We start from the raw sequence: 26,528 nt of genomic DNA, 5'->3' as shown, positions 1-26,528 counted from the left end.
AATTGCGCTCCGGGGCGAATTGCTGCGACTGGACGCACTTGATTCACGAGAACAGCAGGCTGTAATCGATGAATTCCTTCTCTTTGGACCAAAGTCTGCCCAGCAGAATGCACTTGAGACTGACCCCGACAATCTGTTGGTTGAACGATTTTCGCAATCAAGATACGAATGCTTGCCAGAAGCGAACCTGACGGCTGATCCTGCCGTGTCTTTGTTGTCTCAGCAGTCAACCTCGGACCTAACAGCCCATCACACCCGCCAACAGCCGTTCGATTTTCTGCAAGATGTCGATACGGACGTGTTGATTCCTTTGTTGGAACGGGAACATCCGCAAGCTATCGCATTGGTGCTGGCGCATTTGCCTCACGAACACGCCGGCCATGTTTTGGCGCGATTGCCGGCAACCATACAAACCGACGTCATTCACCGCCTGGTCGATTTGGAGGAAACCGATCCGCATGTGCTGCTTGATGTCGAACGGGCGGTCGAGACATGGGTGAGACGTCGACAGCCAACTCGACGGCGTATGGCCGGCATGGCTGCTGTTTCCGCAATTTTAAATGCCTCGCAAGGGAGCGCACGCCGACAAATCCTAAACAATTTGGCGACCCACGATCGTCCTTTAGCGCACAAACTGACGCCACCTTCGTCTCCAGCACGACAGTTTAGTTTTGCCGAAGTGTGCGATTTTCCTATGGAAGCTTTCAAAAAAGTACTAAGAGCGGCCGAACGCCGTTCTGTAATCTTAGCCGTAGCCGGCGCACCAGCGGACATTGCCGATTCACTCATGCACAAACTCCGGTACGAGGAAGCCGAATGGATTTCGCAAGATCTAGAACAGCTTGGTCCGTTGCGGTTGATTGATTTCGATCGCGCCCAGATGGCAATTGCCGAACTCGCAGGCCAATTGTACGCCCACGGCCATTTGTCAGGCTTGGATGACACACACTTAACTGCAATGGCTTAATCTGGTCGTATCCCGCGTCGCAAAGCAAGCCACTCTTCCTTTCTGTTAGAAGATTCAACTACATGGCCAGTGTTATCAAATCAAATCTCGGTACCCGCCAGGCTGCCCCGATCGTCTTCAATTTTGAAGAAGTCACACAGCAGGCGAATCGCTATGTAGACGATGTGCAGTCGCGAGCGGCTGCGATTATTGCCGAGGCACGCAGGCAAGCTGAAGCAGTCACTCGTCGTGCGGAGGAGCAAGGTCGGCAAGCTGCTTTGCAGGCGGTAGAGCAGGTATTCGATGAAAAAGTCGAGCAAAGAATGGATTCATTGCTACCCGCTCTGCAAAAAGTTGTAAATGAATTAGTCGATGCTCGACAAGCCTGGTTGCGCCACTGGGAGGAATCAGCTGTGCGCTTAGCAGCTAAAATCGCAGAAAGAGTAATTCGCCGGGAACTTTCGCAATCACCACAGATTACGGTTGCTTTAGTCCGCGAAGCATTGGCTCTGGTCGCCGGCTCATCGCATATCAAAATCGCGCTGCATCCGGACGATTTCGAGACTCTGAGTGGTCAAATCGACCGTCTCACGAAGGAAGTTGCCCGAGCTGCCGAGGCAGAAATAGTTCCCGATCAGACTGTATCACCTGGCGGTTGCCGTGTGGAAACCCGCCAGGGCCAAATTGATATGCAGATCGAAAATCAACTAAAGCGCATTATTGCGGAGTTAACCGGCACGCACGATTAACTTCGTGCACGCTCCATCTGAATTGACAGCACAGCGTGGTGCAATTGAGACGGCGCAAATGGGCTTACCAAGCACTGAATACAAATGCTCGAATTAACTGAACAGCTCGATTCGATCATGACTACTTCTCTCGTGGGAAGTGTAATGCGAATTGTCGGCACGACCGCCGCAGTGGCCGATTTTCCCGCGCCGATTGGCGCCATTGTGGAAATTGAGCGTGAAACTGGCAAACCTGCGCGAGCAGAAGTGATCGGATTTCGCGAAGAATTAACATTGTTGTACCCGCACGAAGACTTGCAGGGTGTGCGACGCGGAAATCGAGTTCGGCTATTACATACATTTCGTTGGCTGCGCGTGGGGCCCGAACTTTTGGGTCGGGTGGTTGATGCTCAAGGACAAGTAATCGATGGGCGTCCACAACCTGCTTTGATTGGCCGCACCGGTTTGAATCGCCGACCACCTGCTGCCGTGGAGCGGCCGCGTATTCGAGAGCCACTTTCGACTGGCATTCGTGCTTTGGATGGCTTGCTTACCTGTGGCCGCGGACAGCGTATGGGCATTTTCGCCGGCTCTGGAGTGGGTAAAAGCGTGTTGCTGGGGATGATGGCTCGTTATACGTCCGCTGATGTGAATGTGATTGCTTTGATTGGCGAGCGGGGCCGCGAAGTGAATGAATTTTTAGAACGAGATTTAGGTCAACAGGGACTGCTGCGCAGCGTTGTCGTGGTCGCCACCAGTGATGAGCCGGCGCTAAGGCGCGTACAGGCCGCCCAGGCCGCGACGGCCATTGCCGAATATTTTCGTGATTTAGGCCACAACGTGCTACTGCTGATGGACTCACTCACGCGATTTGCGATGGCTCAACGCGAAATTGGCCTGGCAGCGGGAGAGCCACCCACGACACGCGGTTATCCCCCCAGCGTTTTCATGCTGTTGCCACGATTGTTGGAGAGGGCAGGACAGGCGGCGAAGGGCAGCATCACCGGCTTTTACAGCGTGCTTGTGGAAGGGGACGATCCACAAGAACCAATTAGCGATGCAGTCCGCGGCCTCCTCGACGGCCATACTTGGCTCTCGCGCAAGTTGGCCTCGCGGGCCCATTGGCCGGCGATTGATGTATTAGAAAGCATCAGTCGCTTGATGCCCGATGTTGCTTCACGCGCACATTTGGATGCTGCCCAAACGGTTCGCGAATTGATGGCGGTGTATCGCGATCATGAAGATCTTATTTCGATCGGCGCTTACCGCAAAGGAGCAAACCGACAGGTTGATTTAGCGATCGACCTGCTGGAAGAAATCAATAAATACTTACGGCAAAGAATTGACGAGCCAGCAACGGTGGAATCGGCTCAGCAAGGACTAGTCGATTTGTGTCAACGGGTCCGACATTTTGGCTCTACAATCAAGAATCAAGATTCAGCGGTCAAAAGTTCATAAGCAACATTCTTCATTGGTCGCTTGTTTGCTGATTGCTGATTAAACTTTGGTAAATTGAACAATGGCCGCATTCCGTTTCCGATTATCGACTCTGCTCCGGTTGCGCGAAAACTTGCGTGACGAATGTCGTCAACAGTTATCTGCAGCTCAAAAGGCAGAGGAGATTCTTGTGAACCGCATCGCGGAGTTGAACGACCATTTGACGGAGTTGCGCAAACAATCTCGCGTCGCAAGCCAACCGGGATCCGTCAATGTGGACCGTTTGCTTGATGCAGGCCGATACGAAATCATGCTCAAGGCACAGCGCCAAGCCGTCGATGAACAATGGCAGGTAGTGCAATCAGAGGTGGAGCGGCGTCGACAATCCTTGGTCGAAGCTGACCGCGAAGTGAAGACAATAGAAAAACTTCGTGATCAGCAAATCACGCGGCATCGCCAAAAAGAAAATCGCCAGGAGGTAAAACAGCTTGATGCGAGCGCCATTCAGCAGACCTTTGCCAAGGAGGAAAACTGATGGGCCGCCTTTTGGGAATTTTAGCAAGCGTAATCGCATATTTGAGCGTTGGAACAATGATCACATTGTGCTTGCTATTGGGCTATGCGTCGACGAAAGGCTACTTAGACAAGGACAAGGTGGCCAAGATGGCCGCAGTGGCGCAGGGATTAGAAATGCCAGCAACGCCGAACCCTGCCAACGCAAATGCCGCCTCCGCTTCCGAAGTAGTCAAGCAACCAGATACGCCGGAACAACCGTCGCTGGAGGACATTGAAGCCCGCCGTGCCTTGCAATTTCGGCATTTGGAATTGCGGGAACAAGCTCTCGACAACCACTTACAGGAATTGCATTCCTTGCAGAGTCAAATCGACGATGAAAAACAATCGTACCAGCGTCAGAAAAGCGCCTTTGAAAAGCAACTGGCCCAATTGCACGAAGGGGCAGTGGCCTCGGGCCGCGATAATATTCGGCAAATTTGGGAAAACATTCGTCCTAAGCAAGCAAAAGATCAAATCGTGCAGATGATCGACACACAACAGCAAGATGATGTGGTAGCCATCCTGAATGCCATGCCCATTACTAAACGGGCCAAAATTATTGGTGAATTCAAAACCGACGACGATAACAAAAAGCTCGACGAGATTTTGGACCTCATCCGCCGCGGAATGCCTGATGAAAAAGTAATTAACAATACGCAGCAGCAATTGAACCGAATCGCCCAGCCCACAGGGTAACATGTCCAACGCGTCGCTCAATAATTTGTTTCTCGCGCCTCCTCCGCTACTGCCGGCCAACACTGCATTTCCACCAATAACGGTCGAGAGCCGAAATTTCGACGATGCGCTATGGCGCGCCGGGCAACCCACCACCACCTCCGTTACAACCGATGATGTTTCCAAGGGCGAGGTGAACACGAACGACAGAATTAGTCCGATACCCTGCAGTTGCTCCGAGTCAAGCGATCCATATCCGACGGCAACTTTTTCCACGAATGATTCGTCGACCATTCCCTCGATCGACGATAGGCATACTGATATCGCAAGCTGGCGCGAGGCGTCTGGTGATTCACGAGGTTTGTCGAATAATCGTGATTTGTCGATTGATCACCAAGGACAATCGAATTCTGAACACCAATCGGCCAGAGAGACGCATGATAGTGCCGGACCTAGCCGTAAAACCGAGAAGGATCAAGTTAGCAAAGCAAAGACATCGGACACCTCAGTCGTGCCCAATTCTCCGGCGGGACCTACCCCAGTTCAATCAACGAACAGCGGAATATCGAAAAGCGCAGACAGTTCAACTGCAAATGCTGTTACACCAGCCCGGCCCTCAAATGCTATCGAGGACGGAGATGTTATTTCAACAACAATGATCCAACCGATAGTAGGTTCGCAGCAATCACTCTCAGGAATTGTAGCTGTGACCAATGCAGCAACCGGCGCGTCACAGGGGGCTGGCACATCATCCGGGATTTTGGCATCGAACGGCGTGTCTGTTCAACCCACGGCTTCCGCGCTCGATGCAATATCAAATATCCAAGTCGTGCCTAAGGCGCAATCCAATTTAGCTATCAACAGTGTCAATCCGGCGGTTCCCAACAGTACTCATGCAGCCGCGAGCCAACCGGCTCCACTGCAACCAACTGGCGCCGAATCGGCCGCACAACCGAATGTTGAAGTAGAAGGCGATGCGGAGAATTCACAAACAAGCGATGTTGCATTGCCTGAACTTTCGGTGGTAGGGCTGTTTCAAGAAACTACGCCAAGATCGTCAAAAACCCAACTGCTACAGAGTAATGATACGGCCACGGCCCAAACCGTCAGCGAGGAATTGAATTCAACTTCATTGAATGAGGTGGATATCGCAATCGCAAACTTGGCGGCATCGGTATCGCCACCGCCTAAGCCCGGAGTTTTCACGCAAGACAGCACCAATGATATCCAGGAAACTACGGAAAAGCTAAATACATCGCGCGAGGTGGCTGCGAATAAGCCGGCATCCTTGCCAGCAGCTCCGATAACGAATTCCATTCGAATTGTTGGCGCAAATTTGCCCGCGCAATTGTCGACGGGTGAATCTCAAGGCGGAACCGCGGCGACAGCGACGCAGCGAAACCCAGCCAACGCAATCGATCAGGCACGATTTGTCGAGCGAGTCGCCACCGCATTTCGCAACATTGATGACCAAGGTGGAGAAATCCGACTACGTCTCAGTCCGCCAGAATTGGGCTCATTGAAGGTAGAGGTAGCTGTTCGCAACGGTATATTAACAGCGCGTCTGGAAACAGAGACCAATACCGCTCGATCATTGCTCTTGGACAATCTGCCGGCGCTACGGGAACGCTTGGCAGCACAAAACATAAAAGTGGAATGGTTCGACGTTGATTTACGCCAAGACGCCAGAAACCAGGGATCGCCCAATTCATCTCCGGATTTTGCGGGTTCACGACAGAATCAGCCGCGTTTTATGAATGCCAATCGCAGGTTCGTGACCAGTGGTAACTCACAAGGTGCCCAAACATCGAATGATAATCAGGTTAGCACTGTAGATACCGGAACCATCAACATCATTGTGTAGTGATATTAGAGTGTCCGCATAAATAGCACAGTTAAGTTATACAGAAAACGTATTTAATCTGTTCGCACGCTCAATGGACATGAGGAGTAATTGATATGGCCACGACACCCGTCAGCGGTTATTCGACGCAAAATTCGGCGACGTCGTCGGCACTGGCCAACAGCGCACTCGGCTCGCTGAATCTGAATGATTTTTTGAACATGCTGTTGACCGAACTCCAGAATCAGGATCCGTTAAGCCCAATGGATAGTACGACGATGCTCACGCAAATTGGTCAGATCACGCAGGTCGGCGCCACTCAAAATCTGAACACAACACTCAATTCATTGTTGCTCGGACAAGGTTTGAACAATGCTACAGGGCTAATTGGAAAAACCATTGACGGTCTTGCGGACGACGGCACTGAAATTACCGGTGTCGTCGACAAAGTCACTGTGGCCAATGGGAGTCCAGTATTAAACGTCGGTGTCGAAACTGTTCAGCTCACGAATGTAAAAGCCATTTTGCCCGACAGCAGCTCCGCATCGACGACTGCCAATTCCGACCAAGCATTGCAACAACTTTTACAGCAGCTACAACAATCAAGCGCAACTACTAGCCCGACGGTTGCTAGTTAATCTCGTTTGAAAAGCCAACAGTCAGTTAGAAATCGACGCTTGCCGTCCACCCCAGCCCCCCAGCGGCCTAAATCCAAAAATTTAATTTTCCGAGAGGAGTCTTGTTATGAGTTTGGCATCCGCCCTGAGTACCGCCTTGACCGGCCTAAATTCTGCTGAAACTACGATTAGCGTGGTGGGCAATAACCTGGCCAACTCGTCGACCGATGGCTTCAAGGCATCCACGGCACTATTCGCAACGCAGTTCTTGCAAACGGAAAATCTGGGTTCGGGGCCACAAGGGCTCAGTGGCGGCACCGATCCGACGCAAATCGGCTTGGGCACGCAAGTCGCTTCCATTACGCCCGATTTCTCACAGGGCACTATTCAGCTTAGTAGTAGCCCATCGGATTTAGCCATTCAGGGCAACGGATTCTTCATTGCTCAGGCGGCAACGGGCGAACAGCTATATACGCGGGACGGCGCATTTCAAACAAACTCGCAGAATCAGTTGGTCACCAGTACCGGCAACAAGTTGCTAGGCTACGGCGTGGACAACAACTTTCAATTGCAAACAAACTCCCTGTCGCCGCTGAGTATTCCGCTTGGTTCCACGGCAGTGGCTCAAGCGACACAGAACGTATTTTTGCAGGGAACACTAACACCGACAGGAACAATCGCCAACACTGCAGAAATTTTGCAAAGTGCCGTGTTAGGCGACGGCCAATTTGCAGCACCCACTGCCACCACTCAAGTCCACGCCGCGTTGCCACCAGATCTCACAGGTGCGACAGCCTCCGGCAGTGGAGCCGGAACTATCAACGGCGATTACACCTACAAAATTGTGTATGTCGATGCCGACGGAAATGAAGGTCCGGCTTCCACATTAACGGTAACGGCCAACAATGCCAGCGAGATTGACTTATCTAACCTCCCGACCGACTCCAACGGAAATTATGTGGCCCGGAATATTTACCGGAGTGCCGCCGGAGAAAACACTACGTTTAATCTCGTGGGTACAATCAACGATAATACTACTACGACATTCACTGATACCACCGCTGATTCGTCCCTTTCATCTCTTGCGGCCTACAATCCTCAAACCATCAATGGCAATTACACGTACTATGTGACCTGGAGTGCGCCTGGCGTGCCAGAAAGTCGTCCCTCCGGACCGTTAGGGCCAGTGAATATTGCCGACGGAAACGTGTTGCTGTCGGATTTGCCTGGGCCGACTGGTGTGTACAACGTGGCAGGGGCAAAGATAAATGTCTATCGAAATGTAACTGGCCAGCCAGATACATTTTATCGGGTAGCGGAAGTCGATCCGTCAACCGATCCGCAACTTAGCTACTTGGACAATATCGCCGATTCCACAATAACTAACAACAATTTAGTCAGTAATCCAATCTACGCCACACTCGATTTGGACGGTCCCAAAATAACTGGCAATACTGTGTTGGTGAATGTGCTCAACCGTAACGGCAACACCTACGCCAATCTGTTTCAGCCGGGAGAATTGAGCTTTACCGGCGAGCAAAATGGCAGCAATTTGTCGCCGAAGACATTGCAAATTACCAACACTACAACCGTGCAGGATTTAATCAGTTTTATGACTGATGCGCTCGGCATTCAAACTCCGGGCGATGATTCGGCTAACCCCATACCAAATGACGTCACTGGCCAACCTCCCGGCGGCAGCGTACTCACGGACGGCCGCATTCAATTGGTGGGCAATAACGGGGCCGATAACAGTATCAGCATTCCTTTGTCGGCATTCAAGCTGACCCCCACTGGCAGCACTAACGCGAGTACACCTCTCATGGGTTTCAGCTCGGTCCAGTCAGCCGCCGGACAGTCCGCATCGACTAGTTTTCAGGTTTTCGACTCGCTCGGAATTCCGCTCACCGTGAACCTGACTTCGGTTCTCCAAAGCAGCGACAGCACCGGAACCACGTACCGTTGGTTTGCAAATTCGCCCGACAACGATCCTACCTCAGGTTCTAGTACGGTTGTCGGCACCGGTTTGATTAATTTCGATGGCGAGGGAAATGTCGTTTCAGTTTCGAATTCAACAGTTTCAATTGAACGCCAGCACGTGGCCAGCGTTTCGCCGTTGCAGTTTAATCTCGATTTCAGCGAAGTTTCCGGGTTGGCATCGTCCAGTAGCTCATTGGCTGCCGCACGGCAGGATGGTTCCGGGGCGGGAACCCTAACCAGTTACAATATTAGCGGAGACGGTACTATTAACGGTGTGTTCAGCAACGGTGTCACACGGACCCTGGGGCAAATTGTGCTAGCCAGTTTTGCCAATCCTGAAGGATTGCAAGCTAAGGGTGACAACGATTACGCAACCGGGGTGAATTCTGGATTGCCGGTCATCAATAAGCCGGGCACCGGTGGCGCCGGCTCAATTACTGCCGGTGCCGTAGAATTGTCCAACACCGACATTGGCCAGAGCCTAATCAATTTGATCTTGGCCTCTACGGATTACCGTGGAAATGCCCAAGTTATCACTACTGTGAATGATATGCTCCAGCAACTCCTCACGCTAAACCGGTAAGGCTCGCCATCGGCTGGTCGCAGTTTGCCTTTCGACTTGTCACAATCGTTGCGACCGGAAGGATTCTTATCGTCTGCGCTGCGCCAATTTGCCTATTGATTGGCTAAAAGCTACGTTTCCTACGGGATTATTCCCATAATCGTGGACGGATTCGTTTCCCTCCGCGCGCCCAATGCTGAGTTGATCAGTGGTTTAGAAAGCGTTTGCCCATGGTCCAAGCTGAGTCATTGCCATCGCCATCTTCTGATTCTGAAGAAACATCGCCGAAGCCCCGCGGCATTTGGCTGAAAAAGATGAAAATTGCCGGGGCTCTATTGGCGATCGTTTTGGTCCAATGCTTCGTGGTTTATATGTACCTGCCTTCGGGGGAAAGTGCTGCCAGTGCTAGCTCCAAACCCGAGCCGACTCCACCTGAATCAGCGCACCACGCCTCGGCAGAGCGGGAACAAACTGAGATCGATCTCGGCGCATTCAGTCTGACTGTCTTTAATCCGAACTCCAATAACAATTTGCTGGTCGATTTCCACCTTTATGGCACAGTCATGGGCCCAAGTAACGAGTCCGCTTCAGAAAAAAAAGAAGATATTGAAGAGGATGATGCAGCGAAGTTGGAGAAGCTGCTGAAGGGACATAAACATCGCTTCCGTGACCAAGTAATTACCACGCTGCGGAATGCTCAAATTACCGATTTAGCCGACCCTGGTTTGGGGTTGCTTAAACGGCAGATTTTAGCGAAAACCAACGCCCTATTAGGCGAACCCCTGTTGAAGGAAGTTATCTTCAGCGACTTTGTTATTGTCGAACAATGATGGCATTTAGGCCTGTGGTTGCGGTGTTGTTCTTTCATTCCGGTAATTTGTAGCCTTGCGCTCCACTCAGAAGCCACGCTAGGAACGGACTCCTATGGCTGATGAAACGGCCCCAATCGGCCAAAAAGAAATCGACCAGCTTTTGAAGCAAGCGCAGGGCGCAAGCGACGAAGCCTCTCCGTCGTCTCCGGGAGCTTCCGTGGCTCCGAACGATTCTAATGCTGCAGTTCCGTCGCTGGCCGCCAGCTCGGGCGGCGGGGTGGCGTCTCCTTCAACTGCCAAGAGTTCAGGCATTGCGCAGGGTGATATTGACTATTTGCTCAACCAAGCCGAGCAAGCCCTTGCCTCTATTAATACACCGCCTGCCTCGAACGAATCACTCGCCGGTGTCAAGCCGTTCAAATTGCCCGATTTTGCTGCTGGAGCGAATACCGGCAATGCCGCTACGCTCGATTTAATTCGTGATGTAGAGCTCGACTTACGCATCGAGTTGGGCCGCACTCATATGCACTTGGAAGATGTGCTCAAGTTGGCCAAAGGCTCCGTCGTGACATTGGATAAATTGGCAGGCGACCCGGTAGATATTTTTGTTAATGGTCGTCTGATTGCACGTGCTGAGGTGTTGATTCTGAACGAGAATTTTTGTGTCCGTGTTGCCGAGTTAATGGCTCCCGAAGCAGCGCCACACGTGGCGTGAGCGCAATCCTAGAATAATTCGGCGACGTGCATTTGAAATTTCAAAAGTAGCTATTGGAATCTTTTGCTGAGGTTGCACACGGATGTGCTGCATTCGTCGGATCGAATCTTCTCGTCGTTCGCGATACAAGTTGACTTGTAAGGCCCGCATTGCACTACGTTGTGCCGCACTGCTGTTGGTGACAGTGCTAATCAACCGATTTGCAACTTCCGCCGCATATGCTGATGAGTATCCGGGCGCACCGAATCCGGCTAATTTCAAGAGCCCATTGAATTCAACGCATTCTATTGGCGTTTTGCCTCCAACCGAAGCAGTTTCGCCGCCATCAGGAATGGTTCATCCGGCGACACATCTTGAGATAGAACCGGCTCCTTTTTCCGCTCCCGACAAAGATAAACCGATTCCATTGCCCACTCCACCGCGCGATAAGAGCGAAGGATCGGTTAAGGGACAACGTCCATTAGGAGCAATTGTCAGTGTGGTGGGCTGCTTGGCGGTCGTTCTAGGATTGTTCTTAGGATTTGCTTGGTTGATGCGCCGCAGCTTGCCAACATCGACCCGAAGATTGCCGTCTGACGCGGTTGAAATTCTAGGCCGCACTCCGCTTGCCGGTCGGCAACAAATGCACTTAGTGCGCTTCGGCAATAAAATGCTGCTTGTATGTGTTTCGCCCACGGGTGTCGACTCATTGGCCGAAATCACTGACCCTATAGAAATTGATCGACTGGCCGGTCTGTGCGCACAAACGGAAACATCCAGCGCTACGGTAGCGTTCAAGCAAATTTTTGCCCAGCTTGGGCGCGAAAAACCGCAATCAGCACTTTCCAGCAGTAACCGCGAATTTTCCGGGCAGCCAAGTCGACGTGCATCGGCAATCGTCGGAGAGGTGACGGATGTATAGAAAACTCACGCTAATGCTGCTTGGAATTTTCTGTGCAGTTTGCAGTACGCAATTTGCTATAGCCCAAGAACAACCGAGCTTTGTCAAAAACGTTGATCAATCGAATTCCGCGGCCAAAATCGACCTGCCTTCCCCACTTTCCGGCGGTCCAGAAAAGTGGGCTAGCCCAGAGGGGCTCTCGTCTACGCTGCAGGTGATGTTGCTGATGACTGTGCTGAGCTTGGCGCCAGCCATCATGTTAATGACCACCAGCTTTGTGCGAATTTTGGTAGTGCTGGGACTGTTGCGGCAAGCGTTGGGCACACAGCAATTGCCGCCGTCTCAAGTAATGACTGCCGCATCACTGTTTCTCACGCTTATCATCATGTGGCCTGTGTGGAAACAAACTTACGATCAAGGCGTGTTGCCATACACCAAACACGAGCTAGGCATGGAAGATGCCTGGCAGCGCGGCGTGCAGCCGATCCGTGATTTCATGAGCCGACAGATTATGCGGTGCGGCAACAGCGCTGACATCTGGTTATTTTACAAATATTTGCCCACGAACACGCCAGAACCAAAGAGTTTTGATGATGTGCCTTTGGCAGCTTTATTGCCGGCCTTCATGATCAGCGAGTTGAAGACTGCTTTTCTGATCGGTTTTCAAATCTATCTACCGTTTGTGATTCTCGACTTGGTCATTGCAAGTGTGACGATCGGAATGGGTATGTTAATGTTACCGCCGGTTTTGATTTCGGCGCCGTTCAAATTATTGCTATTCGTGCTTGTCGATGGTTGGCATTTGACAGCCGGAATGTTACTGCAGAGTTTTCAATCGTAAAATTAGTGAGATTACTTGCCAATCGTAAACTGAAGTGAACGTGCATGGACCCACAAGACGCAATTAATTTAGCCCGTGAAGCAGTGATGTTAACACTGTGGATCAGCGCGCCAGTGCTGATTGTAGGCATGGTCGTTGGTTTGTTGATTGGACTGGTACAAGCTCTGACACAAGTTCAGGAACAAACGGTGGCCTTTGTTCCAAAGCTGTTTGCGATGATTCTTGTGCTCAGCGTTACCCTGCCGTGGCTCATGATGCAGGTGGTCGATTATACGCGGGAGCTAATCGAAAACATTCCACACGCACTATGAATGCCCTATCTAATTTTTACACTACGCCGTTTGTTATCTTCACGTTTGTGTTGGCACGCGTTAGTGGACTGGTGATGACGGCTCCGATTTTTGGTTCGGACACTGTCCCGACACAGGTTCGCGCCTTTCTGGCATTTGCTTTGGCGCTGATCATTACTCCGGTGCAAATAACAGCACGGTTGGCGATGCCGGCTAATTTGGTTACTTATACCTTATCCCTCGGCGGAGAATTGCTGATTGGAATGGTGTTGGGAATAGGCGTGATGATTTTAATGAGCGGAGTGCAGGTGGCAGGACAGATTATGAGCCAGATGAGCGGCATGTCGCTGGCCGATGTTTTCGATCCGGGTATCGACGCAGAAGTACCGGTCATGGCGACGATGTTAAATCTGGTGACCATAGCGGTCTTTGTTCTCATTGGCGGACATCGGCTCCTGCTGGGCGCATTATTAGATACCTACTCATTTCTGCCGTTAGGACATGCTAACCTTCAGCCATCACTGGGTTCGTTAATTGTTACACTGTTTGCAGAAAGCTTTTCGTTGGCGACGCGGTGTGCGGCCCCAGCCATTGTGGCACTAATGTTGGCCACGATTGTGCTTGGACTTATCAGCCGAACTCTTCCCCAATTAAATATTCTAGCGATTGGTTTTGGGCTAAATGCCGTGGTTAGTTTTGCGACGCTGGTACTTTCGATCGGTGCGATCGCTTGGTTATTCCAAGAACAACTTGAACCTGCGGTGCAAGCCATCGTCGAATCACTGCACTCCGTCGCTTGATCTCTCGTTATATTCCAATTTTTGTGGCTTCCATCAGTTTGTACTTCTGCCGTGCGTGCAGCTCGCACTCTCAAACTCGAACCTTGAGCTCTCCTGATGGCCGACTCTGCGTTCGATAAATCACAAGAAGCCACGCCGCATCGGCGGCAGCAAGCTCGTGAGGAAGGGCAGGTGGCTCAAAGTCCCGACTTGGCTTCTGCTGCGCTGCTAATTGCAGGTCTGGGGATTGTACTGGTCATGGGGGGGCGGTTGGCACAGTTTTTTGTCCGGCTGGCTCAACATCAGTTAGGAGGCGAAAGCTGGATTGAAGTTGATTCCAGCTTCATCTTGAATCATGCCAATGCAGTGCTACTGGAGCTAATCCAAGTCTTATCTCCTATGCTTGGGTTGATGTTCGTGGCGGGAGTGTTAGTTCATGTTTTGCAAACAGGTTTGTTATGGGCTCCTGACCGAATTGCACCTGATCTTGAGCGCATTAATCCGCTATCGGGCATTCAACGCTTATTTTCTTTATCAAGCGCCGTGCGTCTGGCGATGGGCTTATTCAAAGTGGCAGTTGTGTCACTCGTGGCATTTTGGAGCCTGTATCATCGGCGAGACGAAATCCTAAGCGTGGCTGCACTAGACATACCGCAAATTGCGGCATTAGTCTTCGACATAGTAATTTGGACAAGCATGAAAATTGCAATGGCATTGCTCATATTGGCCATTCTCGACTATGGCTATCAGCGCTGGAAATATGAGCAAGATTTGCGAATGACCCCTCAGGAATTGCGAGAGGAAATGAAAAATCTGCAAGGCGACCCGCACGTGGTGGCTCGTCGAAAGCAGGTTCAGCGGCAGCTGGCGCTGCATCGGATTTCCGCGGTGGTTCCGAAAGCAGATGTAGTCATCACAAACCCGACCGAGTTAGCCGTGGCCATTCAATACGATGCTGCAACGATGAACGCGCCCATTGTATTGGCGAAGGGTGCCGGCGTAGTGGCCGCTAGGATCCGCCGCCTTGCTTTAGAACACGATATTCCGGTGCTGGAGCGTAAGCCGCTAGCTCAATCGCTTTACAAAGAAGTCGACATCAATCGCCCTATTCCCGACAAAATGTATGCTGCGGTTGCCGAGTTGCTGGCGTATGTGTACCAACTAAAGAATAAGCCGCTGCCGGGCCGTGCAAAGTAAGGTTCCTACTAACATCCCCGGTTACCAGCCACAATTCCAGCTGCCCCACGATGGACCGTAGCCGCAATAGGGCATTCCGCTACCGCATGGAGGGCCACCGCAACACGCCATACAGCAGCACGTCGGCACGGGAACCAATACTTTCTTGGTTACCATGTGACACACGCAAACCTCCACTTCCTTTTGCACGGGATGCGGCACACAAACATCAACAGTCACACTACGCTGCTCAGGAGCATAATGGCACACGGTGACGTTGTAACTGCACTGCTTCGTCTGCGGCACACACACCGTATATTCCACTTCGCGCTGTTTGGTCTCTCGAACGTACTTACCACCGCCGCATCCACATCCGCTGCAACTGTCGCACGGCACCGGCTTGCACACCGTATATGTTTCGGTTCGTGTGCGAGTTTCCGGCACCATCACAACATACTGGCGAGTGATCGTCTTTGTTTCCGGGACAGGGCGCATCACCGTCACCGTCTGTTGGCGCTGCTCTGTGGTATATTCGACGCACGGTATCATTCGTTTTTCATACGCGAATGTTGGTACGCAAATGGTGCGTTCCACCATGCGCGGGCCGGGACAGCACGAATCCGGCGATGCCGTAGTCTGTGGCGACGCTTCAGCTGGCGAAGCGGAAGCCGCTAAAGGCTGCCTTGCCGTAGGGGCCGACATCGAGTTTCCCATTCCAGGCGGGTTTGACGGGCCCTGCGGCGGCAATTGATATGCCTCGGCAGAACCAACAGTAAGTAACGCGGAGAAGGTCAAACACACAATCCAATGCGCGATCTTCATGGCATAACCTCGAAGTAACAATTTAAAGTGCGTAAATTGCGAGGAATAGCGAATAGCAGTGCCGTTACTCTAACCGGGGTAATTCGGGACGTCAAGCAATTGGTGAAAATGGATAAAGTAGAATCAGCATTACCTCTCAGCGCATAAAAAAAACCTCGGCCGGAACAATCTCCGGCCGAGGTAAGGCAATCCAAAATCTACTCGAAGCTGTCGCTCAAGCACCTACCGACTACGTTTTAACCTACCACTAGAACCGCGCCTGGATACCTGCAAACGCACCATCCATAATCAGGTCGCCGTTGGACTTGATGGTTTTCCAGCCGGCTTCGTCAGCAAAGAACTGCGGAATCTGGTTGTCGGCCAAAGCCACGCCGCTGACCATCACGACCCGGTAACCGCCGATGAAGCTCCAATTGTTGCTGAAAGCCCAGTTCACGCCAACGTCGATGGAACCCAACATTGAAAACACATTCGCCGAATTGTGGAAGTTCAAAGCATCGCCGTTGTTGTCGAACGTGGCTTGCGTGCCATCTGAAAGCGCCATCGAGTTGAAACCCGTAATGTGATTGCCAAAGATGCCAATCTTAGGAATCGCGAACACGCCAACCCGGTTGCAAATCTGGTAGTTCAAGTACGCACCAATCTGGAAGCCAATCAAGTTGTTCGTGATATTATCGTTCACAATCGCTTCATTGGGTTCGCCAGCGGGAAGCCCGGTGCCGGCAAACTGATCCCATTCCAAGTTGTCAGTGAAGCGGAAGTAGCGGATGCCGGCCAAAGCGGTCATCTGGAAGCGATTGCACGTATCGCAGCACGGCATGTACAGGAAGTTCACTTCCACGTTGTTCACGTCGTCGCTACGGCGCAACACCACGGCATGGGCATTATCGAACCATGCGCTGGCGTCGTCCGGAGCAAGGAATCCGACAAACCCATCATTCTGCACGGTGCCCAATTGGTTGAGCCCGACTGAGGCATCAGTAATGGAGGCGCTGTTGTTCATGCCCCATACGCCCCAGTAGTCGGCTTCTACGCCAAAGCGTCCGGATGGTCCGCAAGAATTGCAGCAGCTGGACGGATTTCCGCAGCTACCGCAGCCGAACCAGTAACCAATGCGTGTATCCACTCCGCCGCCCCAATCGGCGCCGGGGAAATACTGCACTTGATTGGCCGGATTGGTTTGATCGAACGTCGTATAAAAATGGTTCGCCGTGGAGCGACCCATTACCAAGCCGCCCGCATAGGCAAACCAGTGTGTATCGTTGCAGCAGCAGAAAGGAATATTGCATTCATTGCAATCTCCGCCCCAGCCGCTGTTGTTCAAGGCATTGTCGTAAGCGTTGTTGGACGCAGTCGCAGGCGCCGATTGCGGAGCGGCCGCCGAATCCGGAGCCCGAACGCTGGCATTGGCAACTGTTGGTTGGCTCGGTGCGCCGGCGTTGTAGCTGTAAGCCGGAGAAGGCTGGCTGGAGTAATCCAGCTTGGTTAAGCGCACCCCATACGGGTCGTTCGCTTCCAAGTAGTTGGTTTGGGCCATTGCCGTGCCCGTCAAGCACAGCACGCCCACCAACGAAGTCCAAGCACGATAGGCAGTCATGGTTTCGATCCCTCACGATTTCCTGAAAAAACTCTTCCGCGCGCCACCGTGACATCGCGGCTTGGGCCGAACAGGCCGCCAGGCGGCAGACTGTCGTCCAAATGTACGGGGATCCATCCCACATAACCTTCCGTGTGTCTGGGGAAATCGACGCTCCTGGCGGGGAGCCTTTGAAGTTTCGCCGGCCGACAACACGCCGGGAAAAATCGCCACAACGCCTAAGTGCGGGCCAATCAAAATGGACCGCAGATCTTCGCGCCGCAGTGACAAACTTTAGCGAAAGTTCACTTCCTCTGCTTCCAGTCATGCTTGATATTCCATGAGTGCGCTTAAATGCCGGCAGCCGTCGGCAGCCCCCTAGCGAGCGGCGGCAGTCGTCGCCATATTCCGCGAGAGCCGCACAATCAGTTGTTCCAACACCAGCCGCGCTCTTTCGCCGGAGGAACTCGTTCCTTTTAACGCCAAGTCGGCTTCCAACAACCAGCCGTAAAGGTTCTGTGCCCGTTGCCGGCCAATCTGCCGCAGTTGCCGCTCGGCCTTGTCGAGCACAAATTTCTTCGGCGTCATCCCGGCTTCGCGAAGTGCATCGGCCAGCGTGATCCGCCGGCGCTGCGATTCCGCTTGTTCGATAATCCTGGTGGCGGCGGCCATGCGCCGCAGCGAGCCACTCATCATCGCCAATAGGGCGATTGGCTCTTCGCCCGCCAAAAGCAACCGATCCAGCTCCACCAGCGCCACCGCCGCTTGCCCCTCCAGGGCGGCTTCAATCATGGTCCAGGCGGTTTTCGCCCGCCAACCGCCCACGGCCTGTTCCACCAACTCTCGGGTAATTTTTGTCCCGGCGCGACCAACAGTCGCGGCTTTTTGCTCGACTTTCTGATCACTGACCCCTGACGGCTGACCACCGGCGCCGGCCAGCAGCGCCAATTTGGCCAACTCCTGATCGAGCCTTCCCAATTGCGGGCCGACAATTTCCAAGAGCAACTCGCCAGCCCCGCTGGCCAAAGCCGCGCCATATTTCTTTTCCGTCCGGGCCGCCAACCATTTCAATACGGCGTCTTCATCCGCATCTCCAAAGCGGTTGGCGGGCAAATTGCAGTTTATTTGCAGGCCAATTTCGGCCACCTTTTTGTAGAGACGGGTGTTGGCCGGCCACGATTCCACTTCCAAAACTAGCACCGAAGCAGGCCGCGGCTTTTGGCAGTAATCTTCCAGCGCTTCCCGATGTTTGCTCACGAACTTGTCGGCCTCGCGGACCACAACCAACCGCCGCCCGCCGCCAAACATCGAAACGGTCGCCAATTCGTCCAGCACGGTGCGCAATTCCGCTTGATTTCCGTCCAGCGCCGTGAACGAAATTTCGCCGTCTTCGCCGGTCAACACCGCCGCCTTCAACCGACCCAGCGATTCGCGCTGCAAAAGCGGCTCATCGCCAAACAATACGCACACCCCGGGCACGGCGGGCATTTTTTCGCGGCTTAGAAATTCGAAAGCGGATAAGGCATCGGGCATGGCGTCAATATACCGGCCTTGTGCCGCGCCGGGAATCATGTCGGTTTTGTCCTGTTTTTTTATTTCCCGGACAGAACCCGCGAATTTCGTCGCATCGCCAACCCGCCAGGCCACGGCATTTCGCGCGCTGCTTCGCTTCGGCGTATGACACAAAACGTCGAGTTTAAGTCCTATGGTATACATGGTTGATGAATTGTTGACTATGTTTTGCTGTTGATGTTTTTCCGCCCGAAATCCATGTTCGCGCTCCGCCTGCGCAGCACGTCAGCCGATTTCTGTGATTTCGGCATGAACACTCGCAAGTACGCTAACGTGATCGTATGTATACTACACGCCGGTCCTGCATGCAAGCGGCAAATTGGGCCAGCGGATTTTTTAACCGCGAAGGATGCAAAGGACGCAGGACGGAAGCAACTCATAGAGCAGCGACCGTCAGGAAGCGGGATTTCACCACGAAGGCACAGAGACACAGAGAAGATGAGGGTGAAGAGGTGATTGCGGTGAGGAGGTGATGATAACGTTAGCCGCGACGCGCCAGCGGAGCGAGTGGACGAAAGCGGTTTTTTTAACCGCAGAGGACGCCGAGGACACAGAGGAGACTTCAGGCGCGCATCAAGATCGCACCGCTATTTGGGCTTTGCCGGCTGCGGGGCGTTGGACGGAGATTGGGAGGGGAAAAGGTTCGTGGAACGAATGGCACTTGAATAAGGCGTAAGTTGTTGTGCCGAACTGATCTGGACACGGACGGCCTTCTTGAGGATGTGAAGGAATGTTGACAAATCTTTCACGTTCCAGGCAAGGAGGCCGCCGATGTCCAGCAGAAGATCAGCTCAACACGCCACGCTGCTGGCCGCCATCGCCGCACACCAAGTCGGCGACCGACCCGATCGCATCGAACCGCGCGCCGTCAAACGGCGGCGCTCCCAGCACTTCCTCACTCTCCCCCGCGCCGCAGCTCGAAACCGTTTGCTCAACGCTGGTTGAGCTTATTCAAGTGCCATTCGTTCCTGGAACCTTTTTCTTTCCTTATACAATATGCCAATAAATCAACGATGATCGACGACAGATACATGGACCCAATCAAATAAGGTAAGCGCGCCACCAACCGCATCTTGACGCGCGGGCTAAACTTAGGATTTCGCCGAATTGAAATCCTTGGGAGCATGAACCATGGCGGGTCACGAGCGGGATCCGAAGCGGGAACGGTTTTGGCGTAAGGCGCTACGCCCAACTTCCCGGCAATGGGGCAACGGGAGCGGGATTTTTTGATATAGTGAAGCGCAGCCACGGGAGTCTCATATGTCGCTTCAAGCATTCGCTGATTCTACGAGAGCCCAGCATCTAAACGCACGATGGATTGGATTGATGTTGGCGCAGCTGGCAATGACGGTGTTGTTGTTTACACCAACAACTGCCGTCGGCGAGGAACCCGAAAAATCTAGTGATAGCTGGCAAATTCATGGTCGGGTTGTCGACGCCAACGGAAAGCCCGTCGAAGATTTCATCGCGGCCACTTACTGGTCGTCGAATGGAAAGCAATGGAACGAGCACGGCGACCGAATTAAGTTGAACGGGCAGAAAGATCGCGATACGCTTTGGAAAGAGGAAGGAGTACTGGAGGCTTTCCCTCGGTCTAGGGCGAAACAGCTCGATCATGGTGAATTTATTGTGACGGTCGAGGATCGGCCACGGGTATCGGTATTTGTAACTGACAACGAGCAGAGGCACGGCGGATATGTGTCGGTGGAAAAGACCGACTGCGACAAGCCCATAAAGATTAGCCTATTGCCGCTGGTGCGAGTAATCGGGACGATCTATTGCCCACAAGCGGAAAGAACGCCCGACTGGACGATGGCCATGGTCCATCCGCCAGGTGACAAAGAAAATTATTTGCACTTCGAGCAATGCGGATCGCTCAAGGGCGTGTTTTCGCTATTGCTGCCGCCGGGCGGCTACGATCTGGATGTCTACAGCAGTTCACCCGATGCGCGTATGCCTCGGCCAAGCGAGCGAACGAAGCATAACGCCCCTGCTGACATGCCATCCTATATTGGCGGCATCCGCCTTGAAGTGCCGCGAGATAAGCCGACCGTCGATTTGGGCGTGCTGAATGTGGTGCTTCCTGATGGCCGCGGCGATTATTCCAGTTTTTACGGAAAGGAACCGCCCGCACTAAAAATCACCGATGCGCGCGGGATTTCAAAAGACGTTAAACTGACCGATTTGCGCGGCAAGTGGGTGCTCTTGGATTTTTGGTCGCTGACGTGTGGACCGTGTCTGCACCGAAGTTTACCCGAGCTGACGGAATTCTATGAGAAACACACGGCCGATCGTGAGCGGTTTGAAATTCTTTCGATTTGCGTGACTAATGAGGAAAACATTAAAACCGTGGCGGAATTTGAAACGACCGAAAAGCCGTTCGTGGGGAGCGAATGGCATGGAAAGCCGTTGCCGTTTCCAACGCTGATTGATGGCGAAGGGAAAACTCGCGCCGTCTATGGCATCGGTAGCTTTCCCACTATGCTGTTGATCGATCCTGAGGGTCATCTGGTGAAATGGGGCGACAAAGTGATGCTGGAGGACAAGCTGAAAGAAATGCCGTAAGTTTGGTAACTGCTCTTCGAACCGAGCTGCTATCGTGAGCAGCGACGATAAGATTCAGGATGAGTGCGAAGCCAGATATCCGGTAGCAGCTGTATGAGGAATTCTTTCGTAGGCTGCGCATCACGGCCCTGATCGACTAGCTGGGTGATGACATCGGAGGAGAAAAAGGTGTCAGGAGGAGAAATAGGTTATCAACATTGGCAATTGCGTTAAATATTTTTTCGGTGTCCATAGGAAATGTTTCAGTGCTTATTTCTCCATTCGCGGCTTCAGCCAATGCAGAACGCGGCCCGTCAAGCCCGGCACGAACCCCATACTAACGTGACCATGAGGCAACCGCCAGATTTCCGGCTGCTGCCACTTTTGCCAAAGCTCCTCGATCGGTTGCGGCTCCGCGAGCAAATCGTGGATTCCTTCAATCAATAATATATTTTCTTTCGGGATGACTGGCTTCGATAATATCAGATTTAACCGGGTCGTATCCATCGCTTCCTGTGCCGGCCTTAGAGCCTGGAGCGCTTTCCGAACCCGCGGCCAGATGACAGGAGAAGACCGACTCAAGCGCACGGCGGGCACAGTCAGAACGGCACAGGCGATGCGAGCATCGCCGCACGCGGTCAATCCCGCAGTCCATCCCCCAAACGAAACACCCAGAAGCCCGACGGATGGGCAACCTTCATCAAGCAGCCAGCCAGTCAGCGCGCGAATCTCGTCGACGTTCTGTGCCATGGCCCGCGCGAACTCCAAACAATTCTCCTCAATGGGCCGGCGCGGGCGGCGTTGAAGCTGGTAGGGAGCGACGAGTAGGGCCGCATTGAATCCTGCCCGATTAAACCGGCAGGCAATCCAAGGAAGCACGGTGTGATAACCGAGGGCAGGACTGCCATCCAACAGAATGATCACCGGCCTTTCCTGCCAGCGCTGGGCACACCGATAGAGCCGGCCGTAAACGATGTTGTTCTCCTTGACTTCGCTCGGGCGCGGCGTGGGAAATCTGAAATGCCGCCGCCCATCAAATTCAATCCGCGCCGAATTGCTTGCAGCGGGAAAAAAGTCCGGCCCATTCAGAAATTCGAGCGCTTCGGCCAATTTCCATTTTGGCTTGGGCGCGTGTCTCAGGGGAGCAACGACGTATGCCATCTGAAGAGCGGACCAATCAATGAATTTTGCCAGGGGCGCGTTCATTCGTTTTTAAGTTTCTTTCCTGCGGTAGCCGTCAACGTACCACCGCCCTCTTAAGTGAGTCAAACAATTCTTGACTAGAGACGTTTATCGGCGCGCCATTCGCTCCCTAAAGAAACCTGCCGGGCCGGCGGCCAGGCGCCGGTTTGTCCTTAGTTGCCCCTTAGGGCGAATCGAACTGGCGGCCCGGCACTTTAAGATAGTGGTAGTGTTTCGATTCGGTGACAACAGCTTTGTTTTTGAGCGCACTTGCCCGTCGCGCGGCTACATTTGTTTTGTCACCTTGGCTTGGCCGTGCGGCGGGTTTTTTATTTACCGGCGCGGTCAAAAGTGGATCGCCGCCCAAGGGAATCGCGGCGTGGCACTGAAGCACGACCAACGGTCGCGGCTTTATAGAACCCCTTACAGAATCACTGCTTCGCTGGCCCAGTTGCCGGGAAGTTGCGGAAGTGCTTGAGCTTGGGCGTCGGTGATGGGATGCTTGGCGCGACTGGTGAAGTGAATCCAGCGGTTGCATGTCGGACAACGGCCGGCAAAGCCGGTGTCGTCCCACCAGGCTTTCACTAAGGTGTCGTGCACCGCCCGGCCAAAGGCCTCTAAGCGAAAATCGATCGCCTGCAAATGCTGCGTGCAATCGGGATGAGGGCAAGAAGCATCAACATAAATGACGTGTGGCGCCATGGCGCGTTGGGCTCCTCCGAGGCGATAAAGCGTGTGCATTCGCTCGAGTTCGACACTTGTTTGTGGCGTAATGGCTTGGCTCATGGCAATCTCCGAGCAATCAACTCTACCCATTAAGTGTAGCGCTGGAAATTGAGCAAAGCAATCAGGAAAGGCCCGGGCGCGATGATCGGACGGGCCAATTTAGCGCGAGAAGTTGTACATTTGCGGTGTGGCGGCGGTGGGCCCGGTGGAAGAGGCGTTGCCCGGAGCAGGGCCGCTGGCGGTGTCGGACGAGGGACGCACGCCCCGGATGCGCCCTTCGGGACGAATGCGATCCAGCGTGACCGGCTGGGCCGCTTCAAACACGCCCACGTTGCCGGCTTCATCGCGGGCTTCAATCCGCAAATAAATGTGGTCGGGCGCGCGGCTATCGGGCCGCCAGGCGTATTGGCCGGTGTTCTCCAGGCCGGCGGCAATGATCGACCATTTTCCGCCAGGCCGATCGCTGAATAGCAGCGTGATGGGGCGCACGGCCAAAGTGGCGTCGCTGGCTTCCCAGCGGAGGAGCAATTCGCCGCTGTGAATGCCGTCGCCGGCCGTGGCATCGATCAAACGCACGTTCGGCTTCGTGAGATCGACCATGACCCATAAATCGGGCGCGTCGCCACTGTGCGGAGGCAGGCCGCCCAGGCCGTTGCCGCTTTGCACCACCACACGAAAGCCGTACAGTCCTTCGCCTTCTACCGTGGCGCGAATGGGGCTGCGGTTGTCGTTATCGACGCCGTAACTGTTCCAGGTGCGGCCGCCGTCGCGGGTTCCCCACAGTTCGACTCTGGCAATGCCGGAGGGGCCAATGCCATCGACTTCGTAATCCAAATCGAACGTGCGCGAATTCACCATTCGCGGGCGCTCGCCAGGAGGAAGCAAATTTTTGGCGGAAGCGTCGTGGTCGTTGGGCCACGCGCTGGCCGGCGGCGCGGAGGGAATGGAAAGCGAAGGGCTCGCCGGCGAAGCGTTGCCCGATGCGCCGGCATACGGCTGGCTGTCGCCATGCGATGGGCTGTTGCGGAATGATTCGTTGCTCGGCCAGCCTTGATTGCGGATGGGAGGATTTACGTTTTCGACCGCGCGGCTGGCGACATCGCCACTGGATTGCCCGCTGGCGGAGTACGATGGACCGGAATTGAACGACGGATTGGAATTGAAGTGGGGATTGGCGGCGTAAGTTTGATTGGAAGCAAAGGGCGGGCGCGACGTGGAATCGTCTGGAATAGGATTGCGGCCCAGCGGCAAATCGCTGGCTCGATCGGCCGGCCAACTCGTGCCGCCGCCATTGACCACGGCGGAGTTAGCAACACCAGAACCGGCAGTAGCCCGCGGCGGGTTGGCGCGAGGCCCAGGAACGGTGGCCCAATCGGGATTGGGAGTCGACATCCAGTTTTGTGCGGTTTGGGATGTTTTTGGCGCGGCATTGCTGGCTGTCAATTCGTGTCGTGCGGACATGCCCGGTGGCACGGCCTGGGCTTGCGAAACGGTGACGTTGCCGGCCCGATCGCTAATTTCCGCCCGCACTTCAACACTGCCGGCGGCGGCATCGGTGGGGAACCAGGTGAGCGTGCCGGTGGTGGTGCTGCGGTTGGCGCCGGGAGCGGTGTGTTCTACGGCGACGGCGCGCCACGTGCCGGCGGAAGTTTGATATTCGATTTTCAAACTGTCCGGATCGAGCAGCGGATCGACCGCTTGCCAACCGGCTTTGACTTCGCCCGCCTCGCCGCGCGTGGCGGTGAGATCGAGCCGCGGGGCCAAGGTATCGACCATGACGCGCAGCTCCGGCGTGCCGCCGACAGCAGGCGAAACATTGCCTTGCCGATCGGCCGTGCGAATTTGGAACCAGTATTCGCCGTCGTGAGGAGCGCGGAACGTGAAGCTTGTCTCGCGCGGCGAAACGGTTTGGGCCACGTCCCACTTGGCCCCAGAGTTGGAAGAAACATACAACCGCACTTCGGCGGCGCGCTGCTCGGGCGAATCTTCCTGCGCTATTTTGAAGGGAATCGAAAACGCTTGCTGCCGCCAGCACAGGGGCTCGGGCAAGCCGTCTGCTGCCGAGGCAACCGTCGCACAGAACCAGGCTGACAGCGCAAGCACGCACGCCGCCAGTTTCCAAGCTCGTGGGCGATGCCGTGCGCGCATAACGATACTCCGGGGTCTATCTGTTTGGTATCGACCTTGCCGAGCAAACGGCTTGAAACGACCGTGCGAAAGATGCGCACAACAGAAAGTTGGAAAGCTGGGAGGCGGTGCTAGCAGAGCAAGCCCGACTGACACAGTCGATGTTTAAGTGTCCGACAGACACAGTCGGGCTATGCAAGCGTGGCCACGATCGGACCACGGAGCGCGACCACCGGTCGCGGCTTTATCGTGGTGCGGGATTAGGTTGTGCTGCGGGTGTTGCGCACAATTTCGACGTACTGGCGGGCCAAATCGGTAATTTTTCCGAACTCGCGCCGGGCAATGACTTGCGGATTGACCAGCGATCCGCCAATGCCCAGGGCACACGCGCCGGCTTTGAGAAAATCGGCGGCGGTTTGCAAATTGACGCCGCCCGTGGGCATGAGTCGCACTTGCGGCAGCGGTGCTAGAACTGCTTTCAAATAGCCGGGGCCTGTAACATCGGATGGAAAAACTTTCACGATATCAGCGCCAGCTTGCCAGGCGGTAAGAATTTCGGTGGGCGTTAGTGCGCCGGGCATCACCAACTTGCTGTACCGCCGGCAAAGCTCAATGACCTGCAAATTCAGCGTGGGAGAGACGATAAACTGCGCCCCGGCCAAAATGGCGGTGCGGGCCGTTTCCGGATCGAGGACTGTGCCCGCCCCCAACAGCAGTTTGTCGCCTAAACGGTCCGCCACTTGCTCTATGACCTCGTGAGCCCGGGGGACGGTAAAAGTGACTTCAATGGCCTCGACGCCGCCGGCCAAAAGTGCCTCGGCGACGTCGGCCAGCAGTTCGCCACTGGGGGCGCGCAACACTGCCACCACGCCGCAGCGTAGAATTCGATCTAAGTTGTTGGGTGTGGGCATGGGCGACGAGGGGTTAGCGGCGAGGGGCGAGGGGAATACGGATCGATAAACGACGAACGATGTTTAGCCGCGACGCGCTAGCGGAGCGATTGGGCGGCGAAATGATGGGGTGAGCCGGTGATAGGGTGGTTTTGTCCGATGCGGACGATGGGTCAATCGGCAATTTATCATGATGCCGCAAAGTTAGGGGAGCCTCTACGCATGTCAACCATTGAACTTGGGCCAGCCATTC

The 26,528-nt window shown here is 54.1% G+C and carries 24 protein-coding genes; 18 read left to right on the top strand and 6 right to left on the bottom strand.

Annotated features, from left to right (window positions below; genetic code table 11):
- The 16 genes from VFE46_03535 to VFE46_03460 all read left to right on the top strand — a co-directional run.
- Positions 1-967, top strand: a 967-nt coding sequence (locus VFE46_03535) for a FliG C-terminal domain-containing protein (GenBank protein HZZ27056.1), incomplete at its 5' end; no start/stop codon positions are given.
- A gap of 62 nt (positions 968-1,029) precedes the next feature.
- Positions 1,030-1,695, top strand: coding sequence for a FliH/SctL family protein (locus VFE46_03530; protein HZZ27055.1), 666 nt, complete (start codon positions 1,030-1,032; stop codon positions 1,693-1,695).
- A gap of 84 nt (positions 1,696-1,779) precedes the next feature.
- Positions 1,780-3,132, top strand: coding sequence for a FliI/YscN family ATPase (locus tag VFE46_03525; GenBank protein HZZ27054.1), 1,353 nt, complete (start codon positions 1,780-1,782; stop codon positions 3,130-3,132).
- 61 nt (positions 3,133-3,193) lie between these two features.
- Entirely contained in the window at positions 3,194-3,646 is a 453-nt protein-coding gene (gene fliJ / locus VFE46_03520; GenBank protein HZZ27053.1) for a flagellar export protein FliJ, read from the top strand.
- Positions 3,646-4,362: a hypothetical protein gene (locus VFE46_03515; GenBank protein HZZ27052.1), complete on the top strand. Its 717-nt coding sequence runs from the start codon at positions 3,646-3,648 to the stop codon at positions 4,360-4,362. The genes fliJ and VFE46_03515 overlap by 1 nt, the downstream gene beginning before the upstream one ends.
- 1 nt (position 4,363) lies before the next feature.
- A complete protein-coding gene (locus tag VFE46_03510) occupies positions 4,364-6,205 on the top strand; it encodes a flagellar hook-length control protein FliK (protein ID HZZ27051.1) in 1,842 nt (613 codons plus the stop codon).
- 95 nt (positions 6,206-6,300) lie between these two features.
- Positions 6,301-6,822, top strand: a complete 522-nt coding sequence (locus VFE46_03505; GenBank protein ID HZZ27050.1) for a flagellar hook capping FlgD N-terminal domain-containing protein — start codon at positions 6,301-6,303, stop codon at positions 6,820-6,822.
- Between the two features lie 106 nt (positions 6,823-6,928).
- Complete coding sequence (locus tag VFE46_03500; protein ID HZZ27049.1) at positions 6,929-9,364, top strand: flagellar hook-basal body complex protein; 2,436 nt, start codon at positions 6,929-6,931, stop codon at positions 9,362-9,364.
- Between the two features lie 209 nt (positions 9,365-9,573).
- Positions 9,574-10,173, top strand: a complete 600-nt coding sequence (locus VFE46_03495) for a flagellar basal body-associated FliL family protein (GenBank protein HZZ27048.1) — start codon at positions 9,574-9,576, stop codon at positions 10,171-10,173.
- 94 nt (positions 10,174-10,267) lie between these two features.
- On the top strand, positions 10,268-10,870 hold the full coding sequence (gene fliN / locus VFE46_03490) for a flagellar motor switch protein FliN (GenBank protein HZZ27047.1): 603 nt from the start codon (positions 10,268-10,270) through the stop codon (positions 10,868-10,870).
- Between the two features lie 406 nt (positions 10,871-11,276).
- Complete coding sequence (locus tag VFE46_03485; protein ID HZZ27046.1) at positions 11,277-11,771, top strand: flagellar biosynthetic protein FliO; 495 nt, start codon at positions 11,277-11,279, stop codon at positions 11,769-11,771.
- Positions 11,764-12,591, top strand: a complete 828-nt coding sequence (gene fliP / locus VFE46_03480; protein ID HZZ27045.1) for a flagellar type III secretion system pore protein FliP — start codon at positions 11,764-11,766, stop codon at positions 12,589-12,591. Before VFE46_03485 ends, fliP begins: the two co-directional genes overlap by 8 nt.
- Positions 12,592-12,635: 44 nt before the next feature.
- Positions 12,636-12,902 (top strand): flagellar biosynthesis protein FliQ, encoded by a 267-nt coding sequence (gene fliQ, locus VFE46_03475; protein ID HZZ27044.1) that lies wholly within the window; start codon positions 12,636-12,638, stop codon positions 12,900-12,902.
- Complete coding sequence (locus VFE46_03470) at positions 12,899-13,681, top strand: flagellar biosynthetic protein FliR (GenBank protein ID HZZ27043.1); 783 nt, start codon at positions 12,899-12,901, stop codon at positions 13,679-13,681. The genes fliQ and VFE46_03470 overlap by 4 nt, the downstream gene beginning before the upstream one ends.
- 96 nt (positions 13,682-13,777) lie before the next feature.
- On the top strand, positions 13,778-14,857 hold the full coding sequence (gene flhB, locus VFE46_03465) for a flagellar biosynthesis protein FlhB (GenBank protein HZZ27042.1): 1,080 nt from the start codon (positions 13,778-13,780) through the stop codon (positions 14,855-14,857).
- Between the two features lie 313 nt (positions 14,858-15,170).
- The gene (locus VFE46_03460; GenBank protein ID HZZ27041.1) at positions 15,171-15,587 is read left to right on the top strand and encodes a hypothetical protein; all 417 of its coding nucleotides are present in this window, start codon (positions 15,171-15,173) and stop codon (positions 15,585-15,587) included.
- Between the two features lie 318 nt (positions 15,588-15,905).
- Here VFE46_03460 and VFE46_03455 read toward each other — a convergent pair whose 3' ends face one another.
- Together VFE46_03455 and VFE46_03450 are read right to left on the bottom strand one after the other, a co-directional pair.
- Entirely contained in the window at positions 15,906-17,255 is a 1,350-nt protein-coding gene (locus tag VFE46_03455) for a BBP7 family outer membrane beta-barrel protein (protein HZZ27040.1), read from the bottom strand.
- A gap of 357 nt (positions 17,256-17,612) precedes the next feature.
- A complete protein-coding gene (locus tag VFE46_03450; protein HZZ27039.1) occupies positions 17,613-18,881 on the bottom strand; it encodes a hypothetical protein in 1,269 nt (422 codons plus the stop codon).
- Positions 18,882-19,577: 696 nt separating this feature from the next.
- Between VFE46_03450 and VFE46_03445 the strand changes: the two genes are divergently transcribed.
- Positions 19,578-19,751, top strand: coding sequence for a hypothetical protein (locus VFE46_03445; protein ID HZZ27038.1), 174 nt, complete (start codon positions 19,578-19,580; stop codon positions 19,749-19,751).
- Between the two features lie 381 nt (positions 19,752-20,132).
- Entirely contained in the window at positions 20,133-21,371 is a 1,239-nt protein-coding gene (locus VFE46_03440) for a TlpA disulfide reductase family protein (GenBank protein HZZ27037.1), read from the top strand.
- Between the two features lie 249 nt (positions 21,372-21,620).
- On the opposite strand, the gene VFE46_03435 is transcribed toward VFE46_03440, so the two are convergent.
- The 4 genes from VFE46_03435 to eda form a co-directional block, all read right to left on the bottom strand.
- The gene (locus VFE46_03435; protein HZZ27036.1) at positions 21,621-22,511 is read right to left on the bottom strand and encodes an alpha/beta hydrolase family protein; all 891 of its coding nucleotides are present in this window, start codon (positions 22,509-22,511) and stop codon (positions 21,621-21,623) included.
- 444 nt (positions 22,512-22,955) lie between these two features.
- Positions 22,956-23,318: a hypothetical protein gene (locus VFE46_03430; protein HZZ27035.1), complete on the bottom strand. Its 363-nt coding sequence runs from the start codon at positions 23,316-23,318 to the stop codon at positions 22,956-22,958.
- Positions 23,319-23,417: 99 nt separating this feature from the next.
- Complete coding sequence (locus VFE46_03425; GenBank protein ID HZZ27034.1) at positions 23,418-25,406, bottom strand: Ig-like domain repeat protein; 1,989 nt, start codon at positions 25,404-25,406, stop codon at positions 23,418-23,420.
- Positions 25,407-25,645: 239 nt separating this feature from the next.
- Complete coding sequence (gene eda, locus VFE46_03420; GenBank protein ID HZZ27033.1) at positions 25,646-26,296, bottom strand: bifunctional 4-hydroxy-2-oxoglutarate aldolase/2-dehydro-3-deoxy-phosphogluconate aldolase; 651 nt, start codon at positions 26,294-26,296, stop codon at positions 25,646-25,648.
- Between the last annotated feature and the right edge of the window lie 232 nt (positions 26,297-26,528).

This window comes from Pirellulales bacterium (genome assembly GCA_035656635.1).
In the GTDB taxonomy this organism is placed as follows: domain Bacteria; phylum Planctomycetota; class Planctomycetia; order Pirellulales; family JADZDJ01; genus DATJYL01.
Note: the sequence above shows the minus strand (reverse complement) of the source record. Positions and strands in the feature narration are given on the sequence as shown.

What these genes read in the sequence shown, in the direction of transcription:
- VFE46_03455 (HZZ27040.1), bottom strand. Translation starts at nt 17,255, where the DNA reads ATGACTGCCTATCGTGCTTGGACTTCGTTGGTGGGCGTGCTGTGCTTG.
- fliJ (HZZ27053.1), top strand. Translation starts at nt 3,194, where the DNA reads ATGGCCGCATTCCGTTTCCGATTATCGACTCTGCTCCGGTTGCGCGAA.
- VFE46_03525 (HZZ27054.1), top strand. Translation starts at nt 1,780, where the DNA reads ATGCTCGAATTAACTGAACAGCTCGATTCGATCATGACTACTTCTCTC.
- VFE46_03495 (HZZ27048.1), top strand. Translation starts at nt 9,574, where the DNA reads ATGGTCCAAGCTGAGTCATTGCCATCGCCATCTTCTGATTCTGAAGAA.
- VFE46_03430 (HZZ27035.1), bottom strand. Translation starts at nt 23,318, where the DNA reads ATGAGCCAAGCCATTACGCCACAAACAAGTGTCGAACTCGAGCGAATG.
- VFE46_03470 (HZZ27043.1), top strand. Translation starts at nt 12,899, where the DNA reads ATGAATGCCCTATCTAATTTTTACACTACGCCGTTTGTTATCTTCACG.
- VFE46_03440 (HZZ27037.1), top strand. Translation starts at nt 20,133, where the DNA reads ATGTTGGCGCAGCTGGCAATGACGGTGTTGTTGTTTACACCAACAACT.
- VFE46_03500 (HZZ27049.1), top strand. Translation starts at nt 6,929, where the DNA reads ATGAGTTTGGCATCCGCCCTGAGTACCGCCTTGACCGGCCTAAATTCT.
- VFE46_03515 (HZZ27052.1), top strand. Translation starts at nt 3,646, where the DNA reads ATGGGCCGCCTTTTGGGAATTTTAGCAAGCGTAATCGCATATTTGAGC.
- fliN (HZZ27047.1), top strand. Translation starts at nt 10,268, where the DNA reads ATGGCTGATGAAACGGCCCCAATCGGCCAAAAAGAAATCGACCAGCTT.
- VFE46_03530 (HZZ27055.1), top strand. Translation starts at nt 1,030, where the DNA reads ATGGCCAGTGTTATCAAATCAAATCTCGGTACCCGCCAGGCTGCCCCG.
- VFE46_03505 (HZZ27050.1), top strand. Translation starts at nt 6,301, where the DNA reads ATGGCCACGACACCCGTCAGCGGTTATTCGACGCAAAATTCGGCGACG.
- VFE46_03445 (HZZ27038.1), top strand. Translation starts at nt 19,578, where the DNA reads ATGTCCAGCAGAAGATCAGCTCAACACGCCACGCTGCTGGCCGCCATC.
- VFE46_03425 (HZZ27034.1), bottom strand. Translation starts at nt 25,406, where the DNA reads ATGCGCGCACGGCATCGCCCACGAGCTTGGAAACTGGCGGCGTGCGTG.
- fliP (HZZ27045.1), top strand. Translation starts at nt 11,764, where the DNA reads ATGTATAGAAAACTCACGCTAATGCTGCTTGGAATTTTCTGTGCAGTT.
- eda (HZZ27033.1), bottom strand. Translation starts at nt 26,296, where the DNA reads ATGCCCACACCCAACAACTTAGATCGAATTCTACGCTGCGGCGTGGTG.
- VFE46_03435 (HZZ27036.1), bottom strand. Translation starts at nt 22,511, where the DNA reads ATGGCATACGTCGTTGCTCCCCTGAGACACGCGCCCAAGCCAAAATGG.
- fliQ (HZZ27044.1), top strand. Translation starts at nt 12,636, where the DNA reads ATGGACCCACAAGACGCAATTAATTTAGCCCGTGAAGCAGTGATGTTA.
- VFE46_03510 (HZZ27051.1), top strand. Translation starts at nt 4,364, where the DNA reads ATGTCCAACGCGTCGCTCAATAATTTGTTTCTCGCGCCTCCTCCGCTA.
- flhB (HZZ27042.1), top strand. Translation starts at nt 13,778, where the DNA reads ATGGCCGACTCTGCGTTCGATAAATCACAAGAAGCCACGCCGCATCGG.